The organism is Termitidicoccus mucosus (assembly GCF_038725785.1).
GTDB lineage: Bacteria > Verrucomicrobiota > Verrucomicrobiia > Opitutales > Opitutaceae > Termitidicoccus > Termitidicoccus mucosus.
The window spans coordinates 1,184,413-1,208,805 of the sequence record NZ_CP109796.1; the positions used below are offsets into that span (position 1 = coordinate 1,184,413).

Here is a 24,393-nt window from a genome sequence, read left to right on the forward strand (position 1 = left end):
CAAAGGAGTCTGGCCGGATTGCGCACCGCCATGGAGAATGGCTGCCGCCGGTCGGTTTATTTTGCGGGGCGCACCGGGAGCGGGATGCGGCTTACGACAATGTCCTCCTTATTGATACTATACACGAGCCAGAGGTTGTTTTTCTCTCCCGCGAAGGTGCCGTCTGTCGCCCATTCGGCAATGCCGCGAACGTATTGCGCACCGGTATTTTTATTCTTTCCCTCGTAGCGTTGCGATTGGTCACCGGAGTTGGCCATGCACATGTCTCGGAAGGTAACACCGTCCTCGCCCGACACGACGACGAGAGGGAATCGGTTTTTGGCGTGCGGGTTATATACGAGCGCGTAGCGTCCATCGGTAGTGCGCTGCCCCCATACTTTGGCTGTGCCGGTAACAAGCTGAGTCGAGCGGACGGGCCGCGACCAGGTTTTGCCCCCATTGTCCGAGACAGTCACCCAGCGACTCTTGCCGATGCCGACAATTGTGCCGTCCTTGCGGTGATAGAACGACATGGCTTTGCCAAAGGAGGATGCCAGGGATTCCGAATAACCGGCGGCAGTCGCCCATTCGGTGGCATTTGCCCATGGCATCCGATTTTTCCTGTCGAGCATGCGACCGTAGTCCTGCTGGTTGAGCACAACAAAATCAGCGAGGAGTTTTTCACAGGCCGTGATAAAATCCCTGTCATTGGAAGATGAATATATATCCAGGGACGCACCCGGAAGGCCATCTGGTTTTTCGTCTCCGCCCCATGCCCTCGGCATGCGCAACATATACACCGGGCCGAGCGTATGATCGGGCATGACGCGGCGCACCACCATCCCGTCTTTCTTCTTTTCCGAAAGCCTGTCACGATTCAGCCGCACACCGGCGAACATGAGCATCACGTCGTCGGGCGTACGATAAAAATACATGCGGAATGGCGTGGACACACCCTCGGGAAACATCTCCAGCGGCTTCGACCACGCGCGGCCATCGGCGGACGTGCTGTAAAGCTCGCGGTTGGGCCATGTGTCCTCATCCTTCACGCATGAACTCCATGCCACATAAAGACGTCCGCGCCACACAGCCATGTCGGGATGGTGATGAAACGTCCAACCGCGTCCGTCGCCAAGTTCGGGATGCTCTTTGTCCGCCCGCAGCACCGTGGATGTCTCCACACCGCTGACCGATGGCAGTTTGTCGGACGGATTTGGCGAGGGCCATTCCTTCAATCCCTTGATGATAATCGCGGTGCTCTCGCCCGACTCCAGCGAGGCGGTCAGGGATGGGACAGGCACGAGCGCGACTGCGCAAAAAAACGCAAGGAGAAGGTTGGGGTGTCGCAAAACGAGTGAGCGTGTTTTCATGGTGTTTGCCTGCCTGTGTGTGAAGCGGAAATTATTGTCATGCCAGCTTCAAACAAAACACGTTGGCAATGCTTGATTTATATATAATTTCAATGAATTTTAAATGAAATGTTATATTTTTCATGAAATAAATCAAGCATTTTTCCATCAAAAATCACGCAAATATCATTTTATTCTGTAAAACCTAGAGAATCATGTTGAAGGCCATTGATCCAAGAAACGCAATGATGAATTAGTATGAAATAATGATCTGTTTTTGCTTGCCATTCATTTTCCATATTAGCGAAATAATCATATTGTGCGTTACTCCCCCACGCTTGTTCTCTTAGCCTCGGCCTTTATCGCAACCGGAGTCCTTCCCTCTCGCGCCGCCGCATCGGAGCTTGGCCAGCCTTTTATAAACTCCCTCGGCATGCGAATGTTGCCCGTCGCACCAGGAAAATTCATGATGGGCGAGACCAACGAGACGCCACGCACTGCCTTCATCAAGCAGCCCGTTTACCTGAAATGGGGCGACTGGGACGAGCATCCCGTCCACGAAGTCACCATCAGCCAGCCGTTTCACATGGCCGAGGCCGAGGTGAAGGTCGGGCAATTCCAGCAATTCCGCGCCGCGTATCGCGGCGATCCGGCGACCGCTCCATATGCAGCCGGCATTAGTTGGGAAGACGCGACGGCGTTCTGCCGCTGGCTCAGCGAAAAGGAGGGCATGACCTACCGCCTGCCCACCGAGGCTGAATGGGAATACGCCTGCCGCGCCGGAACAACCACGTGGTTCTCCTCTCCGGGCGAGGCACCGCCCGGCATCGGTGTGCCGAATGCGTGGGGTTTTCTAAATATGCACGCCGGAGTTCGCGAATGGTGCCTCGACTGGCACGGCGAATACCCATTCGAGTCGCAGACCGATCCGGTCGGACCATCCTCCGGTATCGCGCGTGTAATCCGCGGCGGCGGGCTTGAAAACGATCTGCCTTATTACTCGCGCTCCGCCAACCGCGCCGGCTTGCCACCGAATTTTCCGCCGGTGCCGTTGGAGGAATTGCAGGCTGTCTCTCAAAAAGCCAAGGTCTCCGCAAATGCCCCGTCCGGCGCGGGGCAGGCCCAATCCGGCAATTACAAAAGCGAGATGGGCTATAAAAACTTCATCCGCGACATCCCGAACAACCAAGGCAACAGCACCATCGGATTCCGCGTCGTCGCGGCCCCGCCGCCTGCCACCAAACCCGGCGATCCCCTCCTTCCTTTTGCCGTGCTCGGCGTGCTACCGACAAACGTCACCACGCGCGAACTCGCGAAGCACGGTCCACCCGCCAACAAACCGCATTTCCGCAAACGCCTTCTTCTCCCCACCCCGCCGGAAAATACCGCGCCCAGCAAGCTCGCAGCCCTCCGCGCCCTGGGTTTCCACCGCGGCATGCTCCGGCACAATCACTGCCCCGGCCTCGTCGCCTGCGACAACGGAGACCTCATCGTCGTCATGTTCACCGCCGTCGGCGAGACCACGCCCGATGTCGCCATGATGAGCACCCGCTTGCGCCACGGCGCGGACCAATGGGACATGCCCGACCTTTTCCTTGATATGCCCGACATCGATGACCATGCCCCCCTCCTCTGGAACGACCACGGACGTATCTGGTTCGTCTGGGGCATGAACAAATTCAACGCCGGTTATCCTTTCCAATACATAACTTCCGACGACAACGGCGCCACCTGGAGCCCGGTCAATTTCCCGCATTTCCCCGAACCGGTCGGCGGCTACTCCGCGCAACCCATCACCAGCGCCTTCCGCGACCGCGCCGGCAATATTCTCATCGCCAGTGACGCCATCGGACCCGAATCCGTCCTATGGAAAAGCACCGACAATGGAGCCACTTGGTTCGACACCGGCGGACGCACCGGCGGACGCCACACCGTTTTTGTCGAGATGCGCGATGGACGCCTCCTCGGCTTTGGCGGGAAAAGCTCCGACATCGAAGGCCACATGCCCCGCTCCGTCTCCGACGACGGCGGCAAAACATGGAAAATCTCCCAAACCCCCTTCTGCATGCTCGGCGGCAACCAGCGCCCCTCGCTCATCCGCCTCGCCAGCGGACGCCTTTTCTTTGCCGGCGATCTCCAGACCGACAAGGGTTTCACGCCTCCCGACATCAAGGACAAGGGTGTTTGGGTGGCCCTTTCCGACGACGATGGCGAGACATGGAAAATCCGAAAACTCCCCAGCACGCAGCGTCACGAGCTCCCCAAACGCTCTGCCGACATGGGCGGCGACACCATCGGCTACTCCGTCACGCGCCAGACGCCCAACGGCATGATTCACCTCATCGCCACCATGACCGAGCCGTGTCTGCACTACGAATTCAACGAGGAATGGATTCTCAGCGGCTCCGATGAAGTCGACAACGCCTCCGATGAGACGCTCACGCGCAATAAAGCCGCGCGCGTGGCCGGCATCCGCGAATACACCGAAAAAGTCCCCGGCGGCACCGTCCTCTACTCCGGCGGAATCGCCGATGACGGGCGCTTCCTGTTCCACGGCCCCGTCCGCTGGCTCGGCCCCGACGGCGAGGTTCTGCACGACGCGACCTATCATCTCGGTCAATTTCAAGGCACCGAAACCCATTACAGACCATCCGGCACCCTGTCATGGAAGCGTGAATACAAAACACCGGCTCTCTTTGAATGGACGACCTACTGGCCTGATGGCGGCACCCGCACCCGCTCGACTTGGCGTGACCTCCACGGAGAAGGCAAGGCCGTGCTGTTTGACCGCATGACGGGAATGGAGGTGTTCAGCATCAACATGGAAAACGGCCTCGTCCGTTCGCTCAAAGGCGACCCGGAGGAAAACTGAGCGGGCACGTGCCGCCACACGCCTCCATACATGTCCTTGAATCAAGAGCGGCGGCCGATATTGTGGCCGCCATCCCATCCGCTCCTTTGGCAGTTTCTGTCCTTATGAGAGTCTCACATCACATTGCTTCGCTTCTGTTTTCCGCCATCATCTCATTCGCCGCTCTCGCGCCATCTCACATCCGCGCGGCGGCCGTCACTGCCGGGCCGCCCGCACAGGCGAAAGCCGCCAAACCTTCCGCCCCGGGCAAATATTATTTCGTGGATCGGGTCCGTGGCGACGATGCGAACGGCAATGGCAGCCGGACGCGTCCCTGGGCGTCCATCACGCATGCGCTTGCATCGGTCGAATCTCCGCCCATCGGAGCCAAGCCGGTGGTCATCCTCATTTCGCAGGGACGCTATGCCGAGCCGACGCTCGTGCTGAAACCTCGCGTGAACCTCTCCGGTGGCTACACCGCCTTCGGTCGCGAGGACACCGGCGAACTCACACGTGATTGCTGGAACACGCCCACAATCCTTGACGGTGGCGGCGACCGCCGCATCGCGATGGGAGCCGATGAGACCAAACTCGATGGGCTGCGTTTCGAGAACGGCTTCGCGCACGATGCGGGCGCGGCAATCTTGTGCGACGGCACCTCGCCGTCCATCAGCGGCTGCGTGTTCGTTGGCAACCGCGTGGCAGGAAGTCCACGTCCGACCGAAACTCATGGCGGCGCCATCGCGTGCATCAATGGCGCGGCTCCCTACATCGTGCATAATATCATCTTCGACAACAGCACCGGGGCCGGCGCCGCGAGCGCGTTTCTCGCATGCGGCGGCGCCGCTCCCCGATTGAAAAGCAATGTCTTTTTCAACAACCAGTCGGCCCCCGCCGCCAAAGGACTCTCTTCGGCGGGCGCAGTGATATCGTATTCCAAGGGCTGCCGCGGAGAAATCACTGGCAACATCGTTATCGCAAATTTCGCGGATACGAGCTCCCCTGTTGACGGCGGCATCCGCGTCACCGCCTCCACCCCGACTATCACGGGCAACATCGTCGTCGCCTGCGAATCCATAACGGGCGCGATGCTGATTTATGGCCGCTCCGCCATCAAAGGCGATGCCACGAAACCCGAAATCGTGAGGATAGATCGCAATATCATTGCCGGCAATTCGCTCCTCGCTCTCGTAATTCACACGGTATCCGCGCACCTCGCCCACAATGTCGTCGCGGAAAATACTGGCGGCATCATCTTGTTTGACCGCGCTCTCGTCACCGCCGAGCGCAACACACTCTGGCAGGAAAACTGGAGCGTCACCGGAATCCAGCACAACAAATCGCCATCGCATTTCACCGGCAGCATCTTCAAAAACATCCCGGAGGAAAGCAACGGTTCCCCGGCCCTCTTTTCGCGCAATCTCATCGCCGATGCTTCCGCGCCCGTTTTCCACGACGCGATCCCGATGCCGGAAGGTGGCGAAAACGCGCTTTTCCGCGACGACAGCGCGACCAATGAAATCATCGCCGCACGTTATGACGCCGCGCGTTTTGTGACGGTTTTCACCCTGGCGAAACCGGTGCGCGCGGCCACGCGCGACTATGAGTATTGCGCACGCCCGGTGCGCATCATGTTCGGCGCGGAGGATGACATGCCCGACCAGTGGCGCGTCGTGAAATCCGCCGTTGAAAACGAGGTGCTTGTATGGGGCCGGCTCGATGAGCCGCCCGGACGGAGCGGTCACACGCCCAAGGCTCTCGCCATCATGCGCAGTTATCTGACTGGTCCCGCCGCGCCGAAGGACGTCGGTGCCGATTATATCATTCTGCCAAATAACTGACGGAGGCTACCCTAAGTCCTTTCGCTCCGGCACCGAATCACGCTCGACCAGCCCGGGCTGTATCATGACCTGCGACGACGACCGATCTTCAGGATGCGCGATGCGCCAGAATAACTGATGCACGGCGCGCTCGCCAATCGCAGCCGCACGCACGTCGATGGTCGTGAGCGCCGGGCTCAAGCCGGCGATGATGGACTGCTCGTTGTTGCACGAGATGATGCCCACGTCGCGACCGGGACGAACGCCCCTCGCTTCCAACGCGGCATAAAGCTGGATTGATGTGCGGTCCGCCGGAACGAAAAACGACGTCGCGCGTTTTTTCACCGGACGCGACAGCCAGCGCGCCACGAGTTCGCCCACGTTTTCCGGCGAGGTGATGGCTGGCAGCGGCCACACACGCCAGCCAGGCGGCGGCGACTCGAAAAGGTCCACCTCGCAACCGAGCCAGCGCGCGTGTTCGATAAACGAATGTTTCACACGCTCGAACTGCGACTGGCCGGGCTTCGGATTGAGAAACGCTACGTGCCGATGGCCTTTTTCATAAAGATGCGCCGCCGCGATGCGTCCTGCATCCTCGGTGTCGAAGTTGCAGTGATCGCCCGGCGCACCGGGCAATCGCCCCATCAGCCACACGTAGGGCAACCGATAAAGTTGCTGCAAAAACCGGTTGTCCGACAGCGACGGCAACTCGCCCTGGTTCGGTCCCTTCAAAATCAAACCAGCCACGCGGCCGCCCGAGAGAAACGCCGGCACGCGGTCCCCCTTCGGGCTGATGGAGAGCAGCAGCGAGCCTCCCAGCCCCGCGACGGTGCTCTCGATGCTTTGCAGCGCCGCGCTCACCACCGGAAGCTGCACCAGCGAATCCTCCATGCCGAAGCAGACCACCCCCACGTTTTTCGGCTCGTCCTCGCGCCCGCCACCTCCCGTGCGCGCGACCTTGCGACGACGCAGTCGGGTGTAGTTCAACGCCCTTGCGGCATCGAGCACCTTTTCACGGATGCCGTCATTCACTCCGGGGATGTCGTTGAGCACCCGAGAGACCGTGCCGAGCGCCACGCCTGCCTTTTTGGCCACGTCGGAAATTGTTGATTGTTTGTTCATTGTGGTGGAATGGAAAGCGAAATAAGTGTCCCCATGACAGACAAGGGAAGACAAAAACAGTTTCACGCCCCCGTGAAGTCAACGGAGGAAACCCGCTTTTCGCTATCGTAATCTAGTTGACAGTCCGACGCACCTCACTCCTGCCGTCCAGAAGACGCCGCTTTGTTCACCGTTTACTTGAAATAATCGTATATGGTCAGGTTTTCGACCAGTTTTTCCTTCGACTCAAACAGGAAGCTAGCCAGGTAGCCCACCACTAGCACAATGATATGGCTGTAAACCCCGAGCATCATCTTGTGATGCGGAAAATTATACCTCCCGAGATCGAGTAGCAGTCTCCGCGTATCGCCGGTGCCGATTGGGGAGGTGGTGAGCACGGCGTATGCGGTGAAGAGCACGCACACCACGAGTCCGGTGTAGAGCCCCTGCTTATTCGCCCGCCTGCTGAACAGTCCCAGCAAAAATATACCCACGACGCCGGCCGATAAAATCGCGTATAACTCAAAGACCACGCCGAGCACACCCTCCCCTCCCCACGCATGATAAAGCAACGCCACCACGATGCACCCGATGCCTGAAAACGCCACCAGAATGCGCCCCATGTTGAGACGCTGCCGATCGGTGCAATTCGGACGGAAACGCTGATAGTAATCCTGCACGCCGACCGCCGCGAGGCTGTTCATGTCGGCGTCGAGAGTGGACACCGCGGCCGATATGAGCGCGGCCAGCACCAGTCCGATTATACCGACCGGGAGTTGTGTTTTTATGAAATAGGGGAATACCGCGTCGGCTTTGATGTCCCCAGGCAGCGCCACTCCGGCATTGCCCTTGTAATACACATACAACGCGGTGCCTATGAGCATGAAGAGCGTCCACATCGGCACGCTCAGTAATACGCCGATATAAGCGGCTTTTTTCGCCCCCCTGTCATCCTTGGCTGCCAGATAGCGCTGCACGATTGTCTGGTCGGTGCCGTATTTCTGCACACCATAGAACAGACCGTTGATGACCATCACGATGAAGGTGAGGTTGGTGAGGTTCCAGTCATACGGACCGAATCCGATTTTTTTCCACTCAAACGCCTTTCCTATGGCCGCCACCGGCCCGCCATCTGTGGAAAACAAAAGAATGCCCAGGCAGATGAGCCCGCCACCAATCATCAGCAAGCCTTGGGCAAGATCCATCCAGATGACCGCCTCCATCCCGCCGAGCAACGTGAGGATGATGATGGCCGTGCCCAGCACTAGGATAGTCATAGGCACACTGAACCCCGCTACGGAATTTAGCGCCAACGCCAATAGATACATCACCGTGCCCATTTTCGTGAAATGGGTGAAGCTGAACGCCACCGAGCTGTATATGCGCGCGAAGAACCCGAAGCGTCGCTCGAAGTATTCATACGTGCTCAGCCGGATGACTTTCCTGAACAGCGGGACAATCACCCAAATCATCCCGACCAGCACAATCGGCACCATAAGCCCCTGGACGAGGAGTATCCAATTTCCTTTATATGAGGCCGCCGGATATGCGAGAAAGGTCACACTGCTGATTAATGTCGCAAAAATGGACATGCCGATAATCCATGGTGGAATACGCTTGCCTCCGGCGAAAAATTTGTCCGATGAATCCTGATGCCGCGCAAACCACGCGCCGAATCCGATTGTGGAAACGACCGAGATGACGACAATTGAGTAATCAATCCAGTGAAGCGTGCTGTCCATTAAGGGGTATAAAATTCAGGCCATTTATCCGCATTCTCCCGCCAGTCGGGTCGGGTCGGTAAATAAAATTACTCTATAAGAGTAACAAAATTCAGATAAAAAGCACCAGGAAATATTTCAAAACCATGGATAAAAGTGATTCTGGCATTTTATGATGAAATAAAACGAGCGAAAACGAGATCCCGAACACCCCACCCGAGCAGTCATCGCGGGGACAAAATGGCTGATAAATCCACCAGATAGAGATGCCGCTCGCCACGCACATTCGCGGCCTGGATGGTCACTTTTTTGTAATCACGACTCCAACAGGGATGCCCGTCGAGACGGAAAACAGCGTCGGGCAGGCGTCCTTCCCATTTGATTGAGGGCAACGTGCAGACGATTTTTGCCTCGTCCGCCTCCAAGTCCGCCAAGCGCAGCGAGACTGTTTTCTGTTCGCCGTCGGTTTTGAATGCATCGGTAATCAGGTAGCGTCCGCCCTTTTCCACACTCGGATGACCGCCGCCAAGTATTTTCCGGGAGAGTTTTTCAAATGTGGATCCGTCGTATTTGAATTTTACAAAATAATTTTTCCCATCCTCAAATTTCAAATGCCGTATCAAATGCTCCCCGTCGGGATGCCAGTTTGGGTGCCCGCCCCCCGCCCCCCACGGCAGGCGGCCGGGTGTCGCATAACATAATTCCGTGCCATCGGGCTTGAATGTGATGTTGGCGGGATTGTGCACGCCGAGATTTCCGGCCAGTATGCAGCGTACAACATTATAAACCCGCGTGCCCTGCCGATTGAATTTGCTATGCCAGAAATAATAGGTGCAATCCCGCTCCGGCGGGGACGGCAGCACCGCCGCGGCGTCCGCCAAGCTCACAATGAGTTTCTTTTTATTGGTTTTCAGGTCGGTGCGCCAGATGCCCTCCGTCTCCGATGCGCCGGGAGGCAAGGATTGGAACGCGCCGGGCGAAGCGGGCGGGCAGCCGTAGCCGAGCTGGGTAACATCGAATAATTCGAGCGGAAACCCAACCACGCACGAATCATTGGCCGCCACCGAGTACATAGGACCGCAAAATGCGCTTGTTTCACCAGTGTCGATGTCCACACGTACGCAGACCGTGGTGCCGCCTATAATATCGTTGCAGTAAACATAACTGTCGGTCGCCCCCCATTGCGCGTTGGTGCCGGTCTGCAATCCCCAGCTTTTTGTTTTGTAAACCGTCTGGATGGTCTGTTCGTGGGTGTCGATTATGCAGACTTCCGCTGTGTCACCGACGACCGGCATGCGGTCCTGGAAGGGAAACTTTGAGACCACCAGATATCGTTCCGACGGACTGTAGGGTGTGACATCGAAGTAGGTTTGTTGGTAAAGACCGCCGTCCGGCGTGAGCTTCAGCGCGGGAGCGAGAAAATTTTTGCCGATAACCGGCTCGAATTTAATTTGCTGTTTCCTCGCGGGCTTGCAAGCAATCGTTAGCATGTTTCCGCTCGTGGCCGCCGCAAGGAACCCCGCGCTGGTTTTCAGGAATTCACGACGATTCATAAGTTCTCCGGCATATTGTTATCTGCATGCGCGGCGTGCTCTTAAATCCGCAACAGGTGTTTCTTCAAAACTGCCATGCTCGTGTCGGGAGCGTCACAGGATCGCGGATAATAGTAGCAAATCAAATGATCCCATCCTTGTGCGATGACGTCCGGAAGCCGGCGGTCCATGATGGGATTGCAGGTGTCGGGAAGCGCGTGGTTCTCGATGAGCGCGAATGATTTTTTGCCATGCCTGCGCGCGGCGGCGATGAAGCGCGGGCCGTCGTCGATGAGGCATTTGCGCGCGAGCCGGTCGCGGCGGCTGTCGTCCGCGCCTCTGTCGGCGAGCGCCCAAGGGCGTCCGTCGCAGCCGAAAGCGTCGAGGCCGGACTGGTCAACGAGGTCGTCCACTTCGTCCTGCGCGAGTGTCGCATAGGTGAACATCGAGGTGTGGCAGCTGGAATGCGCTTCCTTCGCGATGGCGTTGAGTTCGCCAAAAAAACGCGTGAAAGCGCGGCGATGAGCGCTCTCGCCGGGGGGAACGGCACCGCCAAAGGCTTTTTGCGCGGCGGCGCTATGGTCGATGACGTTGTAGGCTTTCGGCTCATCCCAAACGACGCCCTCGACCGGCCATTGCGTAAGCAGGCGGCGGAGCATTTTTGAAAAATTTTCCCGTGTGATTTCATGGTGGATGCTCGCATAGGGGCCAAACTGCCCCATCCACGGTTTGCCGTTGGACCGAAGCGCCCAGCAATCCGGCTTTTTGCCGGTAAACACGCACGGCACTTTTGGCGCTCCCGCCACGAGGTTTCCCCAGCGACTCGGGATGGCCCAAACTTTCAAACCGACGCGGTGGGCCTCGCTGCAAAGCAAGTCGATGTTTTCACGGGCGGAGGTCAGATCCTGCTCCAGCACGCCGATGACGAGCGTGTTGATGCCGGCGTCGCGCATCCATTCCATGTCCTCGCGGACTTGCCGGGGGACGATGGTATAAAGCTGCGCGCGGAAATAGAGCGCCCCGATGGTCCGCGGCCGGCTGCATCCAATTTTTGATGACGACGATTGGACAGGAGCGGCTGCGGTGTCAGCGGCGGCGGGAATCGTGCGGAGCGTCGTGGAGACAAGGACGCCCCCGGTAACGGCGGTCGTGAGAAACTGGCGGCGGGAAATGTCGGGCAAGGGCATGATGGGGGATGCGGATGAAACATTACTCCGACGCTGCGCCAGCATTTTGTGGACGCGGTTTTTTGGCGGGAATTATGGTCACATTATCGAAGGAGATGCGTCCGGCGTGCTCAAGCTGCTCGCTGGAGGCAATGCCCTCGAACACGCAGTTTTTGAAACGGATGTCATCCGCGATCGCGCCCTTGAATCCGACGATGCGCAGGACTCGCGGGCTTTTCTTGCCGGTCACGTTTTCAAGCGAGACATTGCGCACCGCGGGCGCGTAGGGGCCGTCGGCGCCTTCTTGATAGGTAAAGTCGATGCTGAGAATCGTCTCGTCGACCTGGCCGATGGTGACATTGCGCATGTGCACGTTTTCGACCACGCCACCACGGCGCGCGTTGGACTTGAAGCGGAGGGCACGATTGAGGTTCGGGCTGTCCATGACACAGTTCTCGACAAACACGTTGCGGCAGCCGGCGGCGACTTCGCTGCCGATGACCACGCCGCCGTGGCCGTCCTTCATCACGCAGTTGCGGATGATGAGATTCTCGGAGGGCACGTTGACCCGGCGACCGTCCTCGTTGCGTCCGGATTTTATCGCGATGCAGTCGTCGCCGGTATCGAAAAAACAATTTTCTATCAGCACATCACGGCACGAATCGGGATCGCAGCCATCGTTGTTCGGACCGTGGCTGCTGATTTGCACGCCTCGCACCGTAATATTTTCGCAGAGCACGGGATTCAGCTCCCAGAAAGGCGAGCGCACGATGGTCACATCCTCGATGAGAATATTTTTGCAGCGGTTGGGCTGCACAAAAGGCGGGCGCAAGTGGTAACCATCGCCAAAAATGCGTTCGGTGACGGGCGTATTGTTGTCGCTCATGACGCCAAGGCGACGGGTGCTCGCGCCGGTCGGAGCCGGAGTGCCGGGCGGGCGTTTGCTGTTGCCATGTTTCGTCCAGCCCCACCAGTTGTCGAGCGACGCGCCGCCGTCGAGCGTGCCCTTGCCGGTGATGGCGATGTTTTCCTGTTCAAAGGCGTAGATAAGCGGCGAATAATTCATGCACTCAATGCCCTCCCAGCGCATGAAAACGACAGGGAGGTAGGCCGTGGGATCACTGGAGAAAAGAAGTGTGGCGCCTTCGCTGACGTGGAGATTGACATTGCTTTTCAAATGAATCGCCCCGGTGAGAAACAGGCCGGCGGGGACAACGACACGGCCGCCGCCGGCCGCGTGGCATGCGGCGATGGCCTTGGCGATAGCCGCGGTATTGTCGTGCGTGCCACCTAGTTTCGCCCCGAATTTCACATCGGTGACAACGAAGTCGCGATCAGGAAACACGGGGGCCTTTATGCGGGCGAGAATGCCGGGAACAGCAGTCCAAGGATCGTCCGAGGCGACGGAATGCGCGGCGGAGATAGAAACAAATGCTGATAAAAACAGCGCGGCGGCAAGAAGGAGATGATGAAAATTCATGATAACAAAAGGAACGGCCCCAGATGGAGGGAAGGCGCGAGGCATCAAATCAGCCTATCCAACGGGGCCGCGTTTACATAGTTTTCAGTTGCGCTATATTTATTCTTTCTATATAAGCAAACATCAGGGGTCGGACGGATCGAGCTCCCCCTTTTGCCCCTTGGGAAGCTCCAGCGGGAAAACACTGCTGTGGGTGCGCGCGGAAACCAGGAGTTTTTCGAAATGCACGACCTTGTCAGGATTGTTGGCGGAGAGATCGTTTTTCTCGGCGATATCGCTTGAGAGATCGTAAAGCTCTAGCTTGGCGTTCAAGCCCTTGCGCACGACCTTCCAATCGCCCTGACGGACGGCCTGGCAGCCTTTGTCCTTCACGAGCAGCTCCCAGTAGAGGTAGTCGTGTTTCTTCTGGCCGTCCGGGCGATCGAGTATCGTCGGCGCGTAGCTGATGCCGTCGATGCCCTCGGGCGCGGCTTCGCCGATGATTTCAAACACCGTGGGCATAAAATCCCAGAACGCGGCCTGATGGTCGCTCGTGGAACCGGCCTTGATGCGGCCGGGCCAGCGGATGGCGAAGGGTTCGCGAATACCGCCTTCATACATGTCACGCTTGATGCCGCGCAGACCACCGGAGGAGTTGAAGAAAGAATTGTCCTTGCCATCCTCGGCATGAGGGCCGTTGTCGGAGGTAAAGACAACCAGCGTGTTTTCGTCGATACCGCGTTCCTTGAGTTTTGCCATGATACGGCCGACGTCGCGGTCGAGGCGCATCATCATCGCGGCAAACATGATTCGCTTGTCGGTGTCGATAACCTTCTTTCCCTTGCTGCCGACGGTGCGGGCGTTGGCGGCATCCTTCTCGGCGAGTTCGCGCGCCCATGCCTGCTCTTTCTTGAGCTGTGCGATCGTGTCCGCCGGGCAGACAAGGTCTGCGTGCGGTGTGGTATAGGCCATGTAGAGGAAGAACGGGTGATTCTTGTTGCCTGTCGTGCGGTCTATATAATCAAGCGCCTCATCGGTGAATCGGTCGTTGGCAAAACAGTTCTGCTCATGCGAGTAGTTTTTGATGATTGGCTCTTTGGCCTCGTTGCGGTAGAGAAACTCGGGATATTGGTTGTGCGCCTGCGCTTGATTGACGAAACCGTAGAAGAAATCCCAGCCGCGCCGCCAAGGCGCGCTGTAGCTGTCCTCCTCGCCGAGGCCCCACTTGCCGATCATGGCTGTCTGGTAGCCGAAATCCTTCAGGTATTCGGGAAGCAGGATTTCCTTGCGGGAGATGGGCACGCGGCTCGTGGTGGTCGCGCCCCAACGGTAGCCGTGGTTGCCGCGGATGCTCACATGGCCGGTGTGCAGGCCGGTCATAAGCGTGGCACGCGAAGGTGCGCAAACCGGGGTGCCGGCGTAGTGCTGCGTCATGATCATGCCCTCGCGGGCGAGCTTGTCGATATTGGGCGTATTGAAACGCGCCTGGCCCGTGAAGCCGACATCACCGTAACCGGCGTCATCCGCGAGGATGAAAATGATGTTGGGGCGCACCGGTGTGGCGGGCGATGGCAGGGCTGCTTGAACGGAGCCGGGCAGCAGCGCGGCAGCGGAGGCGGCCACGAGGCCCGACAAGGCCACGGGCAGATGTATGGGTGTGACTTTCATGATTTTTGCGGGATGAGTTTTGGATGAAGAAGGGAAACTCGACGGGGTTGAATTAAAAGCACCTCAAATGAAATAGTTTTGTTTCGTCATCTGGCAATCGAAAAAATGACACCTGTCCGCTTATTTCATATTATATTTATAATTAACATCTTATAGATATCATCAAAATCGAGATCGATTTTTCCCACGCTTTGACGGTTTCCGCATCATATATTTTGCCGCATGGTGCCGTCTCCAAATCAAATTGACAATGCGGTAATACGCCACCTAACGAGAGTGTGATCTTTGCCATTATATTAATTTCATGAAATAACTTACCATGCTCATCAAAACCGTCAGATTTTCTATCATTATTTCATCAATCATGCCACGGATTGCCGCTGGTATTTTTATCTGCCTGCTTGCCGCCATTCCAAGCGAGGCCGGACTGAAGGTTTATTACATCCGTCATGCCGAATTCGGCCACAATCTCCGCAAGCAATACGAAAACGTCCCCAAGGAACACTGGCCGTCATACGTGGGCGATTCCAACGCAGTCACCCCCAAGGGAAAAGAACAAATCGAGGCAGCCACAGGGAAGCTTAAAGGTTATAAGTTCGACTTCATCGCGTGCAGCCCCATTTACCGCTGCCGCCAGACCATTCTGCCGTATTTGTGCGACACGAGGCAAACGGCGGAGATCTGGCCCGAGTTGGCGGAGTTCAACGGAGAGGTGGTGCCGTCGTTTTTCAACGGAACACTTCCGGCACCGGCGAAAAACCTGCTCCGAGGCGACCGTGTGGGGCTGCCTGATGACGAGAAGCAGTTTTTCTTCCTCCGCCCCGGCGGAGAACACCTGCTCAAGGCCGCGCCCAAGGAAGACCTCCCTCAGCGCGCCTCCGACATCAAGGCGGCGTTGCAAAACGTCGTCACGCTGCTGCGGCAGAGGTTCGGAGGCACGGAGAAATCCATACTGCTCTCCGGCCACGGCACCAACGGACGCGCGCTGCTCCAGATGATTCTGCCGAAAAATCGCTGGCCTGAAAAAATCAGCATCGTGAACACAGGCATCTGGATGGTCGAGGAATTGCCGGACGGAACCTTTGCACTAAGGATGCTAAACGACCGGCCAGCGATCGAAGTCAAAGCCGCAAAATGAGCGCCCCTTCAGCGGATCATCACTCCTGATTCGAATGAACTTGTTCAAAAAATCAGTGTTTTTTCGGCCCTTCCGGCATGTAGGCGAACGTACGCCCGTAATAAGCGTTCAGCAACGCCACCGACTGGCCTTCGCCGAGACGACTGCTCAGCAGATCCAGCATCTGCACCTCGGTGCGGGTTGAAGCGAGCTCGTCCATGCGCTCCCGTTGCAGGCGGAATGCTTTTTCCGTCAGCGCCACGGGATCGACCTCGGCATGTAATATTTCCCGCAACTCCTTCAGCACATCCCGCACGGATGGGTCGGCGATGCGGTTCTTCAGCTCGCCGGGATCCTCGGCAAGATTATATAATAATCCGTCATACCATGTGAAATGTATATATTTCCAGTCGCCCTTTCGTATCATGAACGAACCGGTGCTGTTCCCCTCCGAGTGGCTTTCGGAATACGCCCAGCCGGGATGGCCGCCAGCGCGTCCGTGCATCAGTGATGCGAGGGAATGCCCGCGCAGTCTGCCATGGGCCTCCGCGCCGCCCCATTCGAGGAAAGTGCGGATCAAATCGACATGCGCGACCGGCGTGTCAACCGTCACGCCCCGCGGCAGGTTTGCGCCTGCCACGACCATCGGGATGCGCGCGGCCACATCGTAGAGGTTGTTTTTCAGCCAGAGTCCGTGGTCTCCCAGTGACTCACCGTGGTCGGACGTGTAGACGAAAATGGTGTTCTCAAGCTGCCCGGTTTCCTCAAGCGCCGCCCAGAGTCTCCCGATGTGCTCATCGAGCTCGGTTATCATCGCATAATATCCGGCGCGCGCGCGCCGGATGCGCTCTGCCGGGATGGGCGTGCCAAGGTTTTTGTGATAGCGCATCTGCGTGAATACAATATGCTGCCGCTCGAGTTCCTCGTTTTCCACCTCGGGCATGTCCACACGCGATAGATAATAATCATAATATTTTTCCAGGCCAGTGAACGGATCATGAGGCGCGTGCACGCCGCAATACGCGACCCAAGGTTTGCCATCTGCGCGTTGACGGCGAATAAATTCCTCAGTCGCCTTTACTACTTGGGCGTCCCGGTGCGGCGTTGTGCGCGAGCGCCCGTCCACTTGATTGCGCGCCGTGGGGCGGATGCAAAGTGGCCGCCGGAAAAGCGAGGTAATGTCGGGCTTTTTCCAGTGGGAATTGATAATGTTCATCGACTCGTTGAAACCAAGGTCGAAATTATCATGGGCGTCCATTTTCCCGGCGCCGAACGTGTGATAGCCGGCGTCGCGCATGAGCACCGGCCACGCCGGGATACCGCCGTCCCATGCAGTCGAATTGCAGAATGAATTGCAATCCGATGGATATACACCCGAAATCATCCCAGCACGCGATGGCGCACTAACGGGACTGCCGCAATAGGTGCTGCGAAATACCACGCCGCTCGCGGCGATCTTATCAAGATTCGGCGTGCGCACGACGGGATGTCCCATAAAGCCGCAATATTTATAAGCATGCTGGTCTGAGAGCACCAATATGATGTTCGGCTTGCATTCGGCTCCACTCAACGCCTCCCCGGAGGCCAGCGCGTCCAATGGACGAAGCGTTGTTGCGAGTGCCGCGCCACCGAGGCCGCGCAGCAAATTTCCGCCAAATTCGCGGCGGGTCATGGCAAGTTCAGGACATTTTGTGAAAGACTGGGAGTGCATATAGGGATGGGCTTGAGGCGGTCAAACGCGCGCGTGCTCCGCGCTTTTCCAAGGATTGGACTCCAATGATGCAGAAAATGCTTGCCTTTTCAAGGACTCTTGTCCGTTTTTCTTGGAAATTACCCATTCCCCTCTCTAAAGACAATTTTCTTTTTTGTTAGCTGACTGTATCCAGTATTCAGTCATGCGTGCGTCTTAAGCGCAAGGCATTCACTTTCCTCAATACCGCCAAAAATTCGATGAAAATACAAATATCCCTGCTACTGTCCGCGCTCACCACCGCGCATCTGACAGCCGGTCAGTCACATTATGAGCCGCGACACGATTACTCGCCATACGTGGCGACCGAGTTTGATTTGGGCATTCCGTCAAAGCAGATGCGCGCCGCGCCTGTCAATCTTGGCGACGGCGAAAAAGGCTTTGTCATGATATTTTCAGAAGACCCCAACGTCGACCCCGCCGAGGGCAGTTTTTTCTTTCCAAAACACAAGCCCATCATGGCTGTCTTTGATCTCAAGGGAAAGGAGCTATGGCGCCGCGAGCTGACGTATTCCATTCCCGGAGTCTGGTTCATCCCGCTTTTGCCGATGGACATGGACAGGGATGGCATAGACGAGCTTTATTATGTAAACAATATCGGCCCAAAACCATTTGTATATAAACAATACAAGCTTGAGCGCGCCGATGCGCGCACCGGCAAGGTCACGGGCCAGTGGCCTTGGCCGCAACCCACGCACAACCAGGCAAGCAGTTATAAATGGCGTTTCTCCATCATTGGCGGCTTTGCCAAAAACGGCGACCCCATTATCATCGCCGGAATCGGTACTTATCGGGATATGCGTTTGCGCGCGTTTAACGCCGATATGAAGCAGCGCTGGGAAGTTTATTATCCCGACGATTATGACGGCCCTCGCGCCAGTCACTCCAACATTATCCTCGATTTGAACAAGGACGGCAGCGGACAGTTCATGTGGGGAGAACGCTGCATCTCACTTGACGACGGCAGGGAGCTGTTCGTGCTCGACCGCCATGCGTGGTATGATCACTCTGACACGGTGCTGCCCATCTATGACCGCAACACTGGCCAATGGGATTTTTGGACAGCTCGCGAGAAAGGCGACGACGGCAAGGTATCGCGCGCGGTGATGTTCGATCAGGCTGGCAAGCACCTTTGGGAGGTGCCCGATATGTGGGGGCATTTCCACTACGGCTGGGTCGGCAATCTCGGGCCCAAAGGCGAGCGCATCGCCGTGACCGGACGCTACGCAATGCCAGGCGACAAGGATAAAACCGATCTCTATATCGTGAAATCGTCAAACCCGAGCAAATCGGACGCGATCTGCCAATTCTACGACGTAAAAACGGGGGAAGAGCTTCCCCGGCAAAAATTTCCTCCAACCGGGTATCCAGTTGATTTCAATGGGGACGGTGTGCATGAGGTTTATTATGAAGGCGCACTTTACGACCGGCGCGGCGAAAAAATATTCGAGGCACCGGGTGGTGACATGGTCATCGTCAAACACATTTTGGACATTCCCGGCGAGCATATCATGCTGGCAACACCCGACGGCAAGGTGCGCATCTGGGCCGATCACCGCGCCACGGACACTCCCGAGATAAAAAAACGCTACGCCGACCCGATGTATACGGAAAATGTCCGCCACTCCGCCGTCGGCTATAATAACCGCTTCCCCATCCTGAATTATTGATACCGCGGGCATGCCCGGATGATTGACGGCAATGAAACGGATTTATAAAACGCTTTTCATATCAACCACGCTGTTCGCGATCACAGGCACTGTCAGCGCGCAGGAACCGCTCGCACTCGCGCGCAAGGTCTCGGACAAGGTCCTCGCCTGCGGCTCGTTCGCGTTTGAATACACCGTTCAACAACCTTATAGCGATGCGGAATCGGTCGATTTCGGGCGAAGCTGCACCCCCGTGACCGGAGTTGCCTATGCGGTCTCAACCCTGCAAAGCGATGTCTCGCAGGAGCAGACATTTGAATTCGGCTGTCGTTGGCCGGTAAAAATATGGATTGATGAAAAACTGGTCTTCGAGCGTCACACGAAGACTGATTTCTCGATTACCTATGATGAAAAAAGCTATCTGCTACCCGAGCAATTCACAGTGCGCCTCGCCAAGGGAACTCATAAAATATTGATAAAATCCGCCCGCGACAAAATGGATGCAACAGAGGATTGGTTGTTTGTCACCCAGTCCATCAATATGACACGCTATAGCAAACGGGGCAAACGCATCCGTTTCTCGCTGAACGAATACGCGCCCAAGGCCGCGCAGCTCGCCCATTGGCTGGTGCTCGGAACTTTTGCCGGGAATATCAACACCGTGCTTCCGCCCGAGACCGCCTTGGAATTTCATAAGGTTTACAACGGCGCAATGGAACGCATCGCATGGAATATTCCACGTGTCAACCTACTTACAAGCAACAAGGACGGCGGCAAGTTCTATGCGTGGAATTATCACGTGGGCTGCTTCAACTGGGCACTGCAGTGCCTTGGCGCCGCGACGGGAGATGCGCGGTACAGCGACTATGCCGCGCGTTGGTGCGAGTATGCGCTGGATACATTTCCGATGGTAGAACACCAGATGCGAGATTTGCTGGCGTTTCGCTCAATGAATTTCGGACAAGTCGGACTGCCAATGCTTGATTATATGTCGGCGCCGGCGATGCCTTTTGTCACTCGTCTCGCTGCGGGGAAAAACTTCCCTGGCATGGAGCGCTATCGCGAACGGGCAGCGCTGATTGTTGATTATCTGCGAAACAAACAATTTCGCGTGGACGGCATTTTTGCACGCTCCTACACGGAATACCCGTCGATTTGGGCGGACGACATGTATATGGGAATCCCATACCTCGTGTATTGGTCAAAATATACAAATGATGCGGCTGAGCGTATCGCCCTGCTGGACGATGCATCATTGCAGATTATAAAATTCAATTCCTATCTATATGAACCGCAGGTGGGGCTCTACCGGCAGGCCTGCTATCCATCGAAACGCGAGGAGAAGGTCCCGTTCTGGTCGCGCGGCAACGGCTGGGCGCTCTGGTCGGCCGTAGAGGTTCTCGACGCATTGCCCGAAACGCACGAGAATCGGGCCGTGCTGATGAAAATATACCGCGACCACGTTGACGGTTTGCTGCGCCAGCAGGACTCGGAAGGATTTTGGCGAAATGTGCTTGATATGCCGGCATCCGTGCGCGAGTCTTCCGGCGCTGCAATTTTCACACTCTGCATCGCGTGCGGCATCAACAACGGCTGGCTTTCGCGCGAAAAATACGGCCCCGCATTGGAACGCGCATGGCGGGCGCTTGCCACCTTCGTCGACGACAATGGAGATTTTAATGGCGTTAAGGGCGGCACTAACTTCAGCACCAAGGCCGCGGACTATGAGCGCATCTCCTTTATCAAAAGCGATACGCACGGGCTGCTGCCATTCATCTTCGCGTGCATCGAGATGGATAAATATTTCCGGCGGTGGACAAGTTTTTCATCATGAATCGACGTGATTTCATCAAAACCGGGCTCACATCCGGTGCATTGGCGGCGACGGGTGGAGGCAATTTGCTCGCGGAAAATACCGGATCGCCACCAGCCTCCCCGGTCGCAAAACCGTTTATCAAGCCCATGCCGTCGCGCCCGAACATTCTCTATATCATTCTTGAGGATATCGGACCGCAGCTCGAGTGCCATGGCGAGCCGCTCGTGCGTACGCCCAGCATTGACGCCCTCGCCGCCTCCGGTATCAGATTCTCAAATACTTTCTGCACCGCACCAGTGTCGTCGGCCAGCCGCTCCGCGCTCATGACCGGCTGTTACCAGATCGCCACTGGTTGCCACAACCACCGCACCTGGCCCTGGGATAAAAAACCACTGCCCGCTCCCGCGCGCCATATCTGTGACTGGTTTCGCGAAGCCGGTTATTTCACCTGCAATATCCAGCCCTCGCCGAAGGAACGCAAAGACCGCACCCTCCCACGCACGGCGTTCAGGGGCGCGCGCGGCAACGGCAAACTCGACCTCAATTTTTCCGTCTCCGGCCCGACGCCCGGAGATCCCTTTGACGGTATCGACTGGACTGAGCGCGCACCCGGCCAGCCGTTTTTCGCGCACATCACCATCATCGAAACCCACACCGGCACCGGCTGGGTGACGGCCCGCCAGCAGCCGAAAACCGAGCTTGTCAATCCGAACAAACTCAAGCTTCCCCCGTATTTCCCCGACCACAAAATTGCCCGCGACGAATACGCGAACTACCTGGACGCGATTCATCTCGGCGATGGCTACGTCGGTCAGCTCCTAGCGCGCCTGGAAAAAGACGGCCTTGCGAACAACACGATCGTTATCTTCTCCAGCGACCACGGTGCGCTCTTCCGCGGCAAACAATTTCTCTACGACAATGGCATCCGCATTCCACTCATCATCCGTTTCCCTGATGGACGTGGCGCGGCCACAGTGGACGACCGCCTCGTGAGTGGCGTCGATCTCGCTCCGACTATGCTCGGGCTCGCGGGCATCGTCCTCCCTCCGGGTGCGACGCACGGACGCGATCTCTTCGACTCTGCGCAGCCACCGCGCGATCATGTGTTCGCTGGGCGAGATCGCATGGACGAGACAGTTGACCGTATGCGCGCCGTGCGCACCGCGCGTTTCAAATACATCAAGAACTACCTACCCGGCTGCCCCTACATGCAATACAACGCCTATAAGGAAACCAACTATCCCACGTGGAACCTTGTCGGCCAGATGGCGCGTGAAGGTACACTCGCGCCTGAGGCAGCGCTCTTCGCTGCGCCACGCAAACCTATCGAGGAACTCTACGACATTGAGGCCGATCCGCACGAAGTGCGCAACCTCGCCTCCGATCCCGCTCACGCCGACACGCTGAAAAAGCTTCGCGTGCTTGTCGACGACTGGGTGCGCGACACCAACGACCGCGGCGCCATCATGGAGGATCCGGTCAATACCTATCGCGGTTATCGGGGGCACCTTCCTGAAGACACTCCCGCCAAGAAGCCCGATTACTCCAAGTAGCCCGCAATCCCATGACGGGCGATAAACACCATTGTATCCCATCTTAATTCAGGCCGAACCGCCCCTCTCCCCAAAAATTATCGTTCCGCATTTGCATGAACCGCCGCCGCTTCCTCCGCACTGCCACCACTGGCGCCGCCGCATTGGCCCTCGGCGACCACTTTGCCAGCGTCGCCTCGTCCGCAACTGGCTTCACGCCCTCGCGCGATGCCCGTCTTCCGCGCAAGCCTAATCTTCTCTTTATCCTCACCGATCAGCAGCGCTGGGACACGCTCGCTTGCTACGGCAATCGCACCATTAATGCTCCCACGCTCAACGCCCTCGCCGCGCAATCCGTTGTGTTCAACCACGCTTTTGTCTCACACCCTGTTTGCACTCCCTCGCGCGGCACACTCATGAGCGGGCTCTGGCCGCACCAGTCTGGAGTCACCGCCAACAACATACCTCTCCCCTCCTCCACCCGCTGTTACAACCAGCTCCTCGCCGATCCCGACTACCGCACCGGTTACATTGGCAAATGGCACCTCGGCGACGAGCTCTTTGCCCAACACGACTTCGCTGAATGGATCGCCACCGAGGACGAATATCAGGCGCTCTTCTCTGCCGGTCGCGACAAAAACGCAAAAAGTGATTACTGGCAGTTTCTCACTGGGCATGGCCAAAAGCCCGACAAGAAAAACGGCTACTTCTCGCGCACATTTGCCGTCCGCGCGCCCATCGAACTCGGCAAACCTGCCTTTCAGGCCACCCGAGCGGTCGATTTTCTCCAACGCCACCGCAAAGATCCCTTCATCCTCCAAGTCAGCTACCTCGAACCGCACACACCTTACGAATCGCCGCTACACGACCTTTATGCCGACGAAGACATTCCGCTCTGTGAGAGCTATTACAAAGACGGTCCCGATGATGATATTCCATGGCGCATCCGGCTCCGTCAGATGAGCTTCTCGCGCAGCAAAACCTTTTCCAAATCGCCCGCGCAACTCGCCGACATCACGCGCCACTACTACGGCAACATCTCATGCGTTGATCGCAGCGTGGATACCATCCTGCGCGAACTCGAACGTCTCGGCCTCGCCGACCACACCATCGTCGTCTTCACCTCCGATCACGGCGACCAGATGAGCGCCCACCGCCTCTGGTATAAGGAAGTCATGTATCAGGAATCCCTTCGTGTGCCGCTTCTCATGCGCGTCCCCGGCGTGCGCGGAGGTGCGCGGATCGACGCTCCTTGGTCGCATATCGACATGGTGCCCACGTTGCTCGGGCTACTCGGCGCAGACAAAAAAATGATCTCTCCCCTTTCCGGGCGTGACCGCTCTGCCGAAATCCAAGGGGCGTCCATTCCCCCCACGTCCGTCTTCGCCGAGTGGAGTCCCAACGACCGCGACGATGACGGCGAACCCGGGAAAAAGCGTCGCACCAAAAAAGACATTTACGCCGCGAACCACCCTGATCTGGCAAAATACGTCGATGAATCCTCGCGCACGGTCATCACTCCGGATGGCTGGCGTCTGACACTCTCCGACATCGACAAATGTCAGCTATTCAACCTCTGTGACGACCCTACCGAGCAGCACAATCTCTACTACCGTGTCTCTCACCGCGATATCGTCAAGCGCCTCGCCGCCGAAATAGCCATGTGGCAACAAGACACCGGCGATAGTCTCAGCAAAGCATTGAAATTTTGAAGATGTATCGGAACTATTCAATGGGCGCGGTTGGGCCGTCGTAGGCGCTTTGCGTCGTGCACAGCCTGTAGCGGTCGCGCTGGGCGGGCTTGCAAGTTTCATTCGCGCATCAAAACGGGTCCTGCCCACGCGTTGAGGTCGCAATCTACTGAGGGAATACAGACATAGTGG

Annotated in this window: 15 protein-coding genes; 7 read left to right on the forward strand and 8 right to left on the reverse strand. The window is 57.3% G+C overall.

Going from position 1 to position 24,393, the window contains the following annotated elements; all coding sequences use genetic code 11:
* Window positions 1-56: 56 nt before the first annotated feature.
* Entirely contained in the window at window positions 57-1,349 is a 1,293-nt protein-coding gene (locus OH491_RS04020) for an exo-alpha-sialidase (RefSeq protein WP_068769224.1), read from the reverse strand.
* Window positions 1,350-1,794: 445 nt separating this feature from the next.
* Here OH491_RS04020 and OH491_RS04025 point away from each other — a divergent pair, with 445 nt between their 5' ends.
* Together OH491_RS04025 and OH491_RS04030 are read left to right on the forward strand one after the other, a co-directional pair.
* Complete coding sequence (locus tag OH491_RS04025; RefSeq protein WP_425429188.1) at window positions 1,795-4,200, forward strand: SUMF1/EgtB/PvdO family nonheme iron enzyme; 2,406 nt, start codon at window positions 1,795-1,797, stop codon at window positions 4,198-4,200.
* A 104-nt stretch (window positions 4,201-4,304) separates the two neighbouring features.
* Window positions 4,305-6,020, forward strand: coding sequence for a right-handed parallel beta-helix repeat-containing protein (locus OH491_RS04030; RefSeq protein ID WP_068769222.1), 1,716 nt, complete (start codon window positions 4,305-4,307; stop codon window positions 6,018-6,020).
* 6 nt (window positions 6,021-6,026) lie between these two features.
* Here OH491_RS04030 and OH491_RS04035 read toward each other — a convergent pair whose 3' ends face one another.
* The 6 genes from OH491_RS04035 to OH491_RS04060 all read right to left on the reverse strand — a co-directional run bounded on the left by OH491_RS04035 (window position 6,027) and on the right by OH491_RS04060 (window position 14,646).
* Entirely contained in the window at window positions 6,027-7,187 is a 1,161-nt protein-coding gene (locus OH491_RS04035) for a LacI family DNA-binding transcriptional regulator (RefSeq protein WP_342750868.1), read from the reverse strand.
* Window positions 7,188-7,294: 107 nt separating this feature from the next.
* Window positions 7,295-8,842 carry a sodium:solute symporter gene (locus OH491_RS04040; RefSeq protein WP_068769220.1) on the reverse strand — a complete coding sequence of 516 codons (1,548 nt, stop codon included), beginning with the start codon at window positions 8,840-8,842 and terminating at the stop codon, window positions 7,295-7,297.
* Window positions 8,843-9,045: 203 nt separating this feature from the next.
* A complete protein-coding gene (locus OH491_RS04045; RefSeq protein WP_145928612.1) occupies window positions 9,046-10,311 on the reverse strand; it encodes a hypothetical protein in 1,266 nt (421 codons plus the stop codon).
* A 104-nt stretch (window positions 10,312-10,415) separates the two neighbouring features.
* Window positions 10,416-11,540, reverse strand: a complete 1,125-nt coding sequence (locus OH491_RS04050) for a hypothetical protein (RefSeq protein WP_068769218.1) — start codon at window positions 11,538-11,540, stop codon at window positions 10,416-10,418.
* A gap of 22 nt (window positions 11,541-11,562) precedes the next feature.
* Window positions 11,563-12,999 carry a glycoside hydrolase family 28 protein gene (locus OH491_RS04055; RefSeq protein WP_068769217.1) on the reverse strand — a complete coding sequence of 479 codons (1,437 nt, stop codon included), beginning with the start codon at window positions 12,997-12,999 and terminating at the stop codon, window positions 11,563-11,565.
* A 123-nt stretch (window positions 13,000-13,122) separates the two neighbouring features.
* Window positions 13,123-14,646, reverse strand: a complete 1,524-nt coding sequence (locus tag OH491_RS04060) for an arylsulfatase (protein ID WP_084441909.1) — start codon at window positions 14,644-14,646, stop codon at window positions 13,123-13,125.
* A 364-nt stretch (window positions 14,647-15,010) separates the two neighbouring features.
* Between OH491_RS04060 and OH491_RS04065 the strand changes: the two genes are divergently transcribed.
* Complete coding sequence (locus OH491_RS04065; protein ID WP_334319110.1) at window positions 15,011-15,784, forward strand: histidine phosphatase family protein; 774 nt, start codon at window positions 15,011-15,013, stop codon at window positions 15,782-15,784.
* Window positions 15,785-15,836: 52 nt separating this feature from the next.
* Here OH491_RS04065 and OH491_RS04070 read toward each other — a convergent pair whose 3' ends face one another.
* Window positions 15,837-17,474, reverse strand: a complete 1,638-nt coding sequence (locus OH491_RS04070; protein WP_084441908.1) for a sulfatase-like hydrolase/transferase — start codon at window positions 17,472-17,474, stop codon at window positions 15,837-15,839.
* A gap of 239 nt (window positions 17,475-17,713) precedes the next feature.
* On the opposite strand from OH491_RS04070, the gene OH491_RS04075 reads away from it, so the two are divergent.
* The 4 genes from OH491_RS04075 (at window position 17,714) to OH491_RS04090 (ending at window position 24,222) form a co-directional block, all read left to right on the forward strand.
* Window positions 17,714-19,183: a hypothetical protein gene (locus tag OH491_RS04075; RefSeq protein ID WP_068769807.1), complete on the forward strand. Its 1,470-nt coding sequence runs from the start codon at window positions 17,714-17,716 to the stop codon at window positions 19,181-19,183.
* Window positions 19,184-19,214: 31 nt separating this feature from the next.
* Window positions 19,215-20,996 carry a glycoside hydrolase family 88 protein gene (locus tag OH491_RS04080; protein WP_084441907.1) on the forward strand — a complete coding sequence of 594 codons (1,782 nt, stop codon included), beginning with the start codon at window positions 19,215-19,217 and terminating at the stop codon, window positions 20,994-20,996.
* Window positions 20,993-22,531 carry a sulfatase-like hydrolase/transferase gene (locus OH491_RS04085; protein ID WP_145928611.1) on the forward strand — a complete coding sequence of 513 codons (1,539 nt, stop codon included), beginning with the start codon at window positions 20,993-20,995 and terminating at the stop codon, window positions 22,529-22,531. The genes OH491_RS04080 and OH491_RS04085 overlap by 4 nt, the downstream gene beginning before the upstream one ends.
* Window positions 22,532-22,626: 95 nt before the next feature.
* Window positions 22,627-24,222 (forward strand): sulfatase-like hydrolase/transferase, encoded by a 1,596-nt coding sequence (locus OH491_RS04090; RefSeq protein ID WP_068769213.1) that lies wholly within the window; start codon window positions 22,627-22,629, stop codon window positions 24,220-24,222.
* Window positions 24,223-24,393: the final 171 nt, after the last annotated feature.

What these genes read in the sequence shown, in the direction of transcription:
- OH491_RS04050 (WP_068769218.1), bottom strand. Translation starts at nt 11,540, where the DNA reads ATGCCCTTGCCCGACATTTCCCGCCGCCAGTTTCTCACGACCGCCGTT.
- OH491_RS04070 (WP_084441908.1), bottom strand. Translation starts at nt 17,474, where the DNA reads ATGCACTCCCAGTCTTTCACAAAATGTCCTGAACTTGCCATGACCCGC.
- OH491_RS04065 (WP_334319110.1), top strand. Translation starts at nt 15,011, where the DNA reads ATGCCACGGATTGCCGCTGGTATTTTTATCTGCCTGCTTGCCGCCATT.
- OH491_RS04045 (WP_145928612.1), bottom strand. Translation starts at nt 10,311, where the DNA reads ATGCTAACGATTGCTTGCAAGCCCGCGAGGAAACAGCAAATTAAATTC.
- OH491_RS04055 (WP_068769217.1), bottom strand. Translation starts at nt 12,999, where the DNA reads ATGAATTTTCATCATCTCCTTCTTGCCGCCGCGCTGTTTTTATCAGCA.
- OH491_RS04040 (WP_068769220.1), bottom strand. Translation starts at nt 8,842, where the DNA reads ATGGACAGCACGCTTCACTGGATTGATTACTCAATTGTCGTCATCTCG.
- OH491_RS04075 (WP_068769807.1), top strand. Translation starts at nt 17,714, where the DNA reads ATGAAAATACAAATATCCCTGCTACTGTCCGCGCTCACCACCGCGCAT.
- OH491_RS04090 (WP_068769213.1), top strand. Translation starts at nt 22,627, where the DNA reads ATGAACCGCCGCCGCTTCCTCCGCACTGCCACCACTGGCGCCGCCGCA.
- OH491_RS04060 (WP_084441909.1), bottom strand. Translation starts at nt 14,646, where the DNA reads ATGAAAGTCACACCCATACATCTGCCCGTGGCCTTGTCGGGCCTCGTG.
- OH491_RS04030 (WP_068769222.1), top strand. Translation starts at nt 4,305, where the DNA reads ATGAGAGTCTCACATCACATTGCTTCGCTTCTGTTTTCCGCCATCATC.
- OH491_RS04020 (WP_068769224.1), bottom strand. Translation starts at nt 1,349, where the DNA reads ATGAAAACACGCTCACTCGTTTTGCGACACCCCAACCTTCTCCTTGCG.
- OH491_RS04085 (WP_145928611.1), top strand. Translation starts at nt 20,993, where the DNA reads ATGAATCGACGTGATTTCATCAAAACCGGGCTCACATCCGGTGCATTG.
- OH491_RS04080 (WP_084441907.1), top strand. Translation starts at nt 19,215, where the DNA reads ATGAAACGGATTTATAAAACGCTTTTCATATCAACCACGCTGTTCGCG.
- OH491_RS04025 (WP_425429188.1), top strand. Translation starts at nt 1,795, where the DNA reads ATGATGGGCGAGACCAACGAGACGCCACGCACTGCCTTCATCAAGCAG.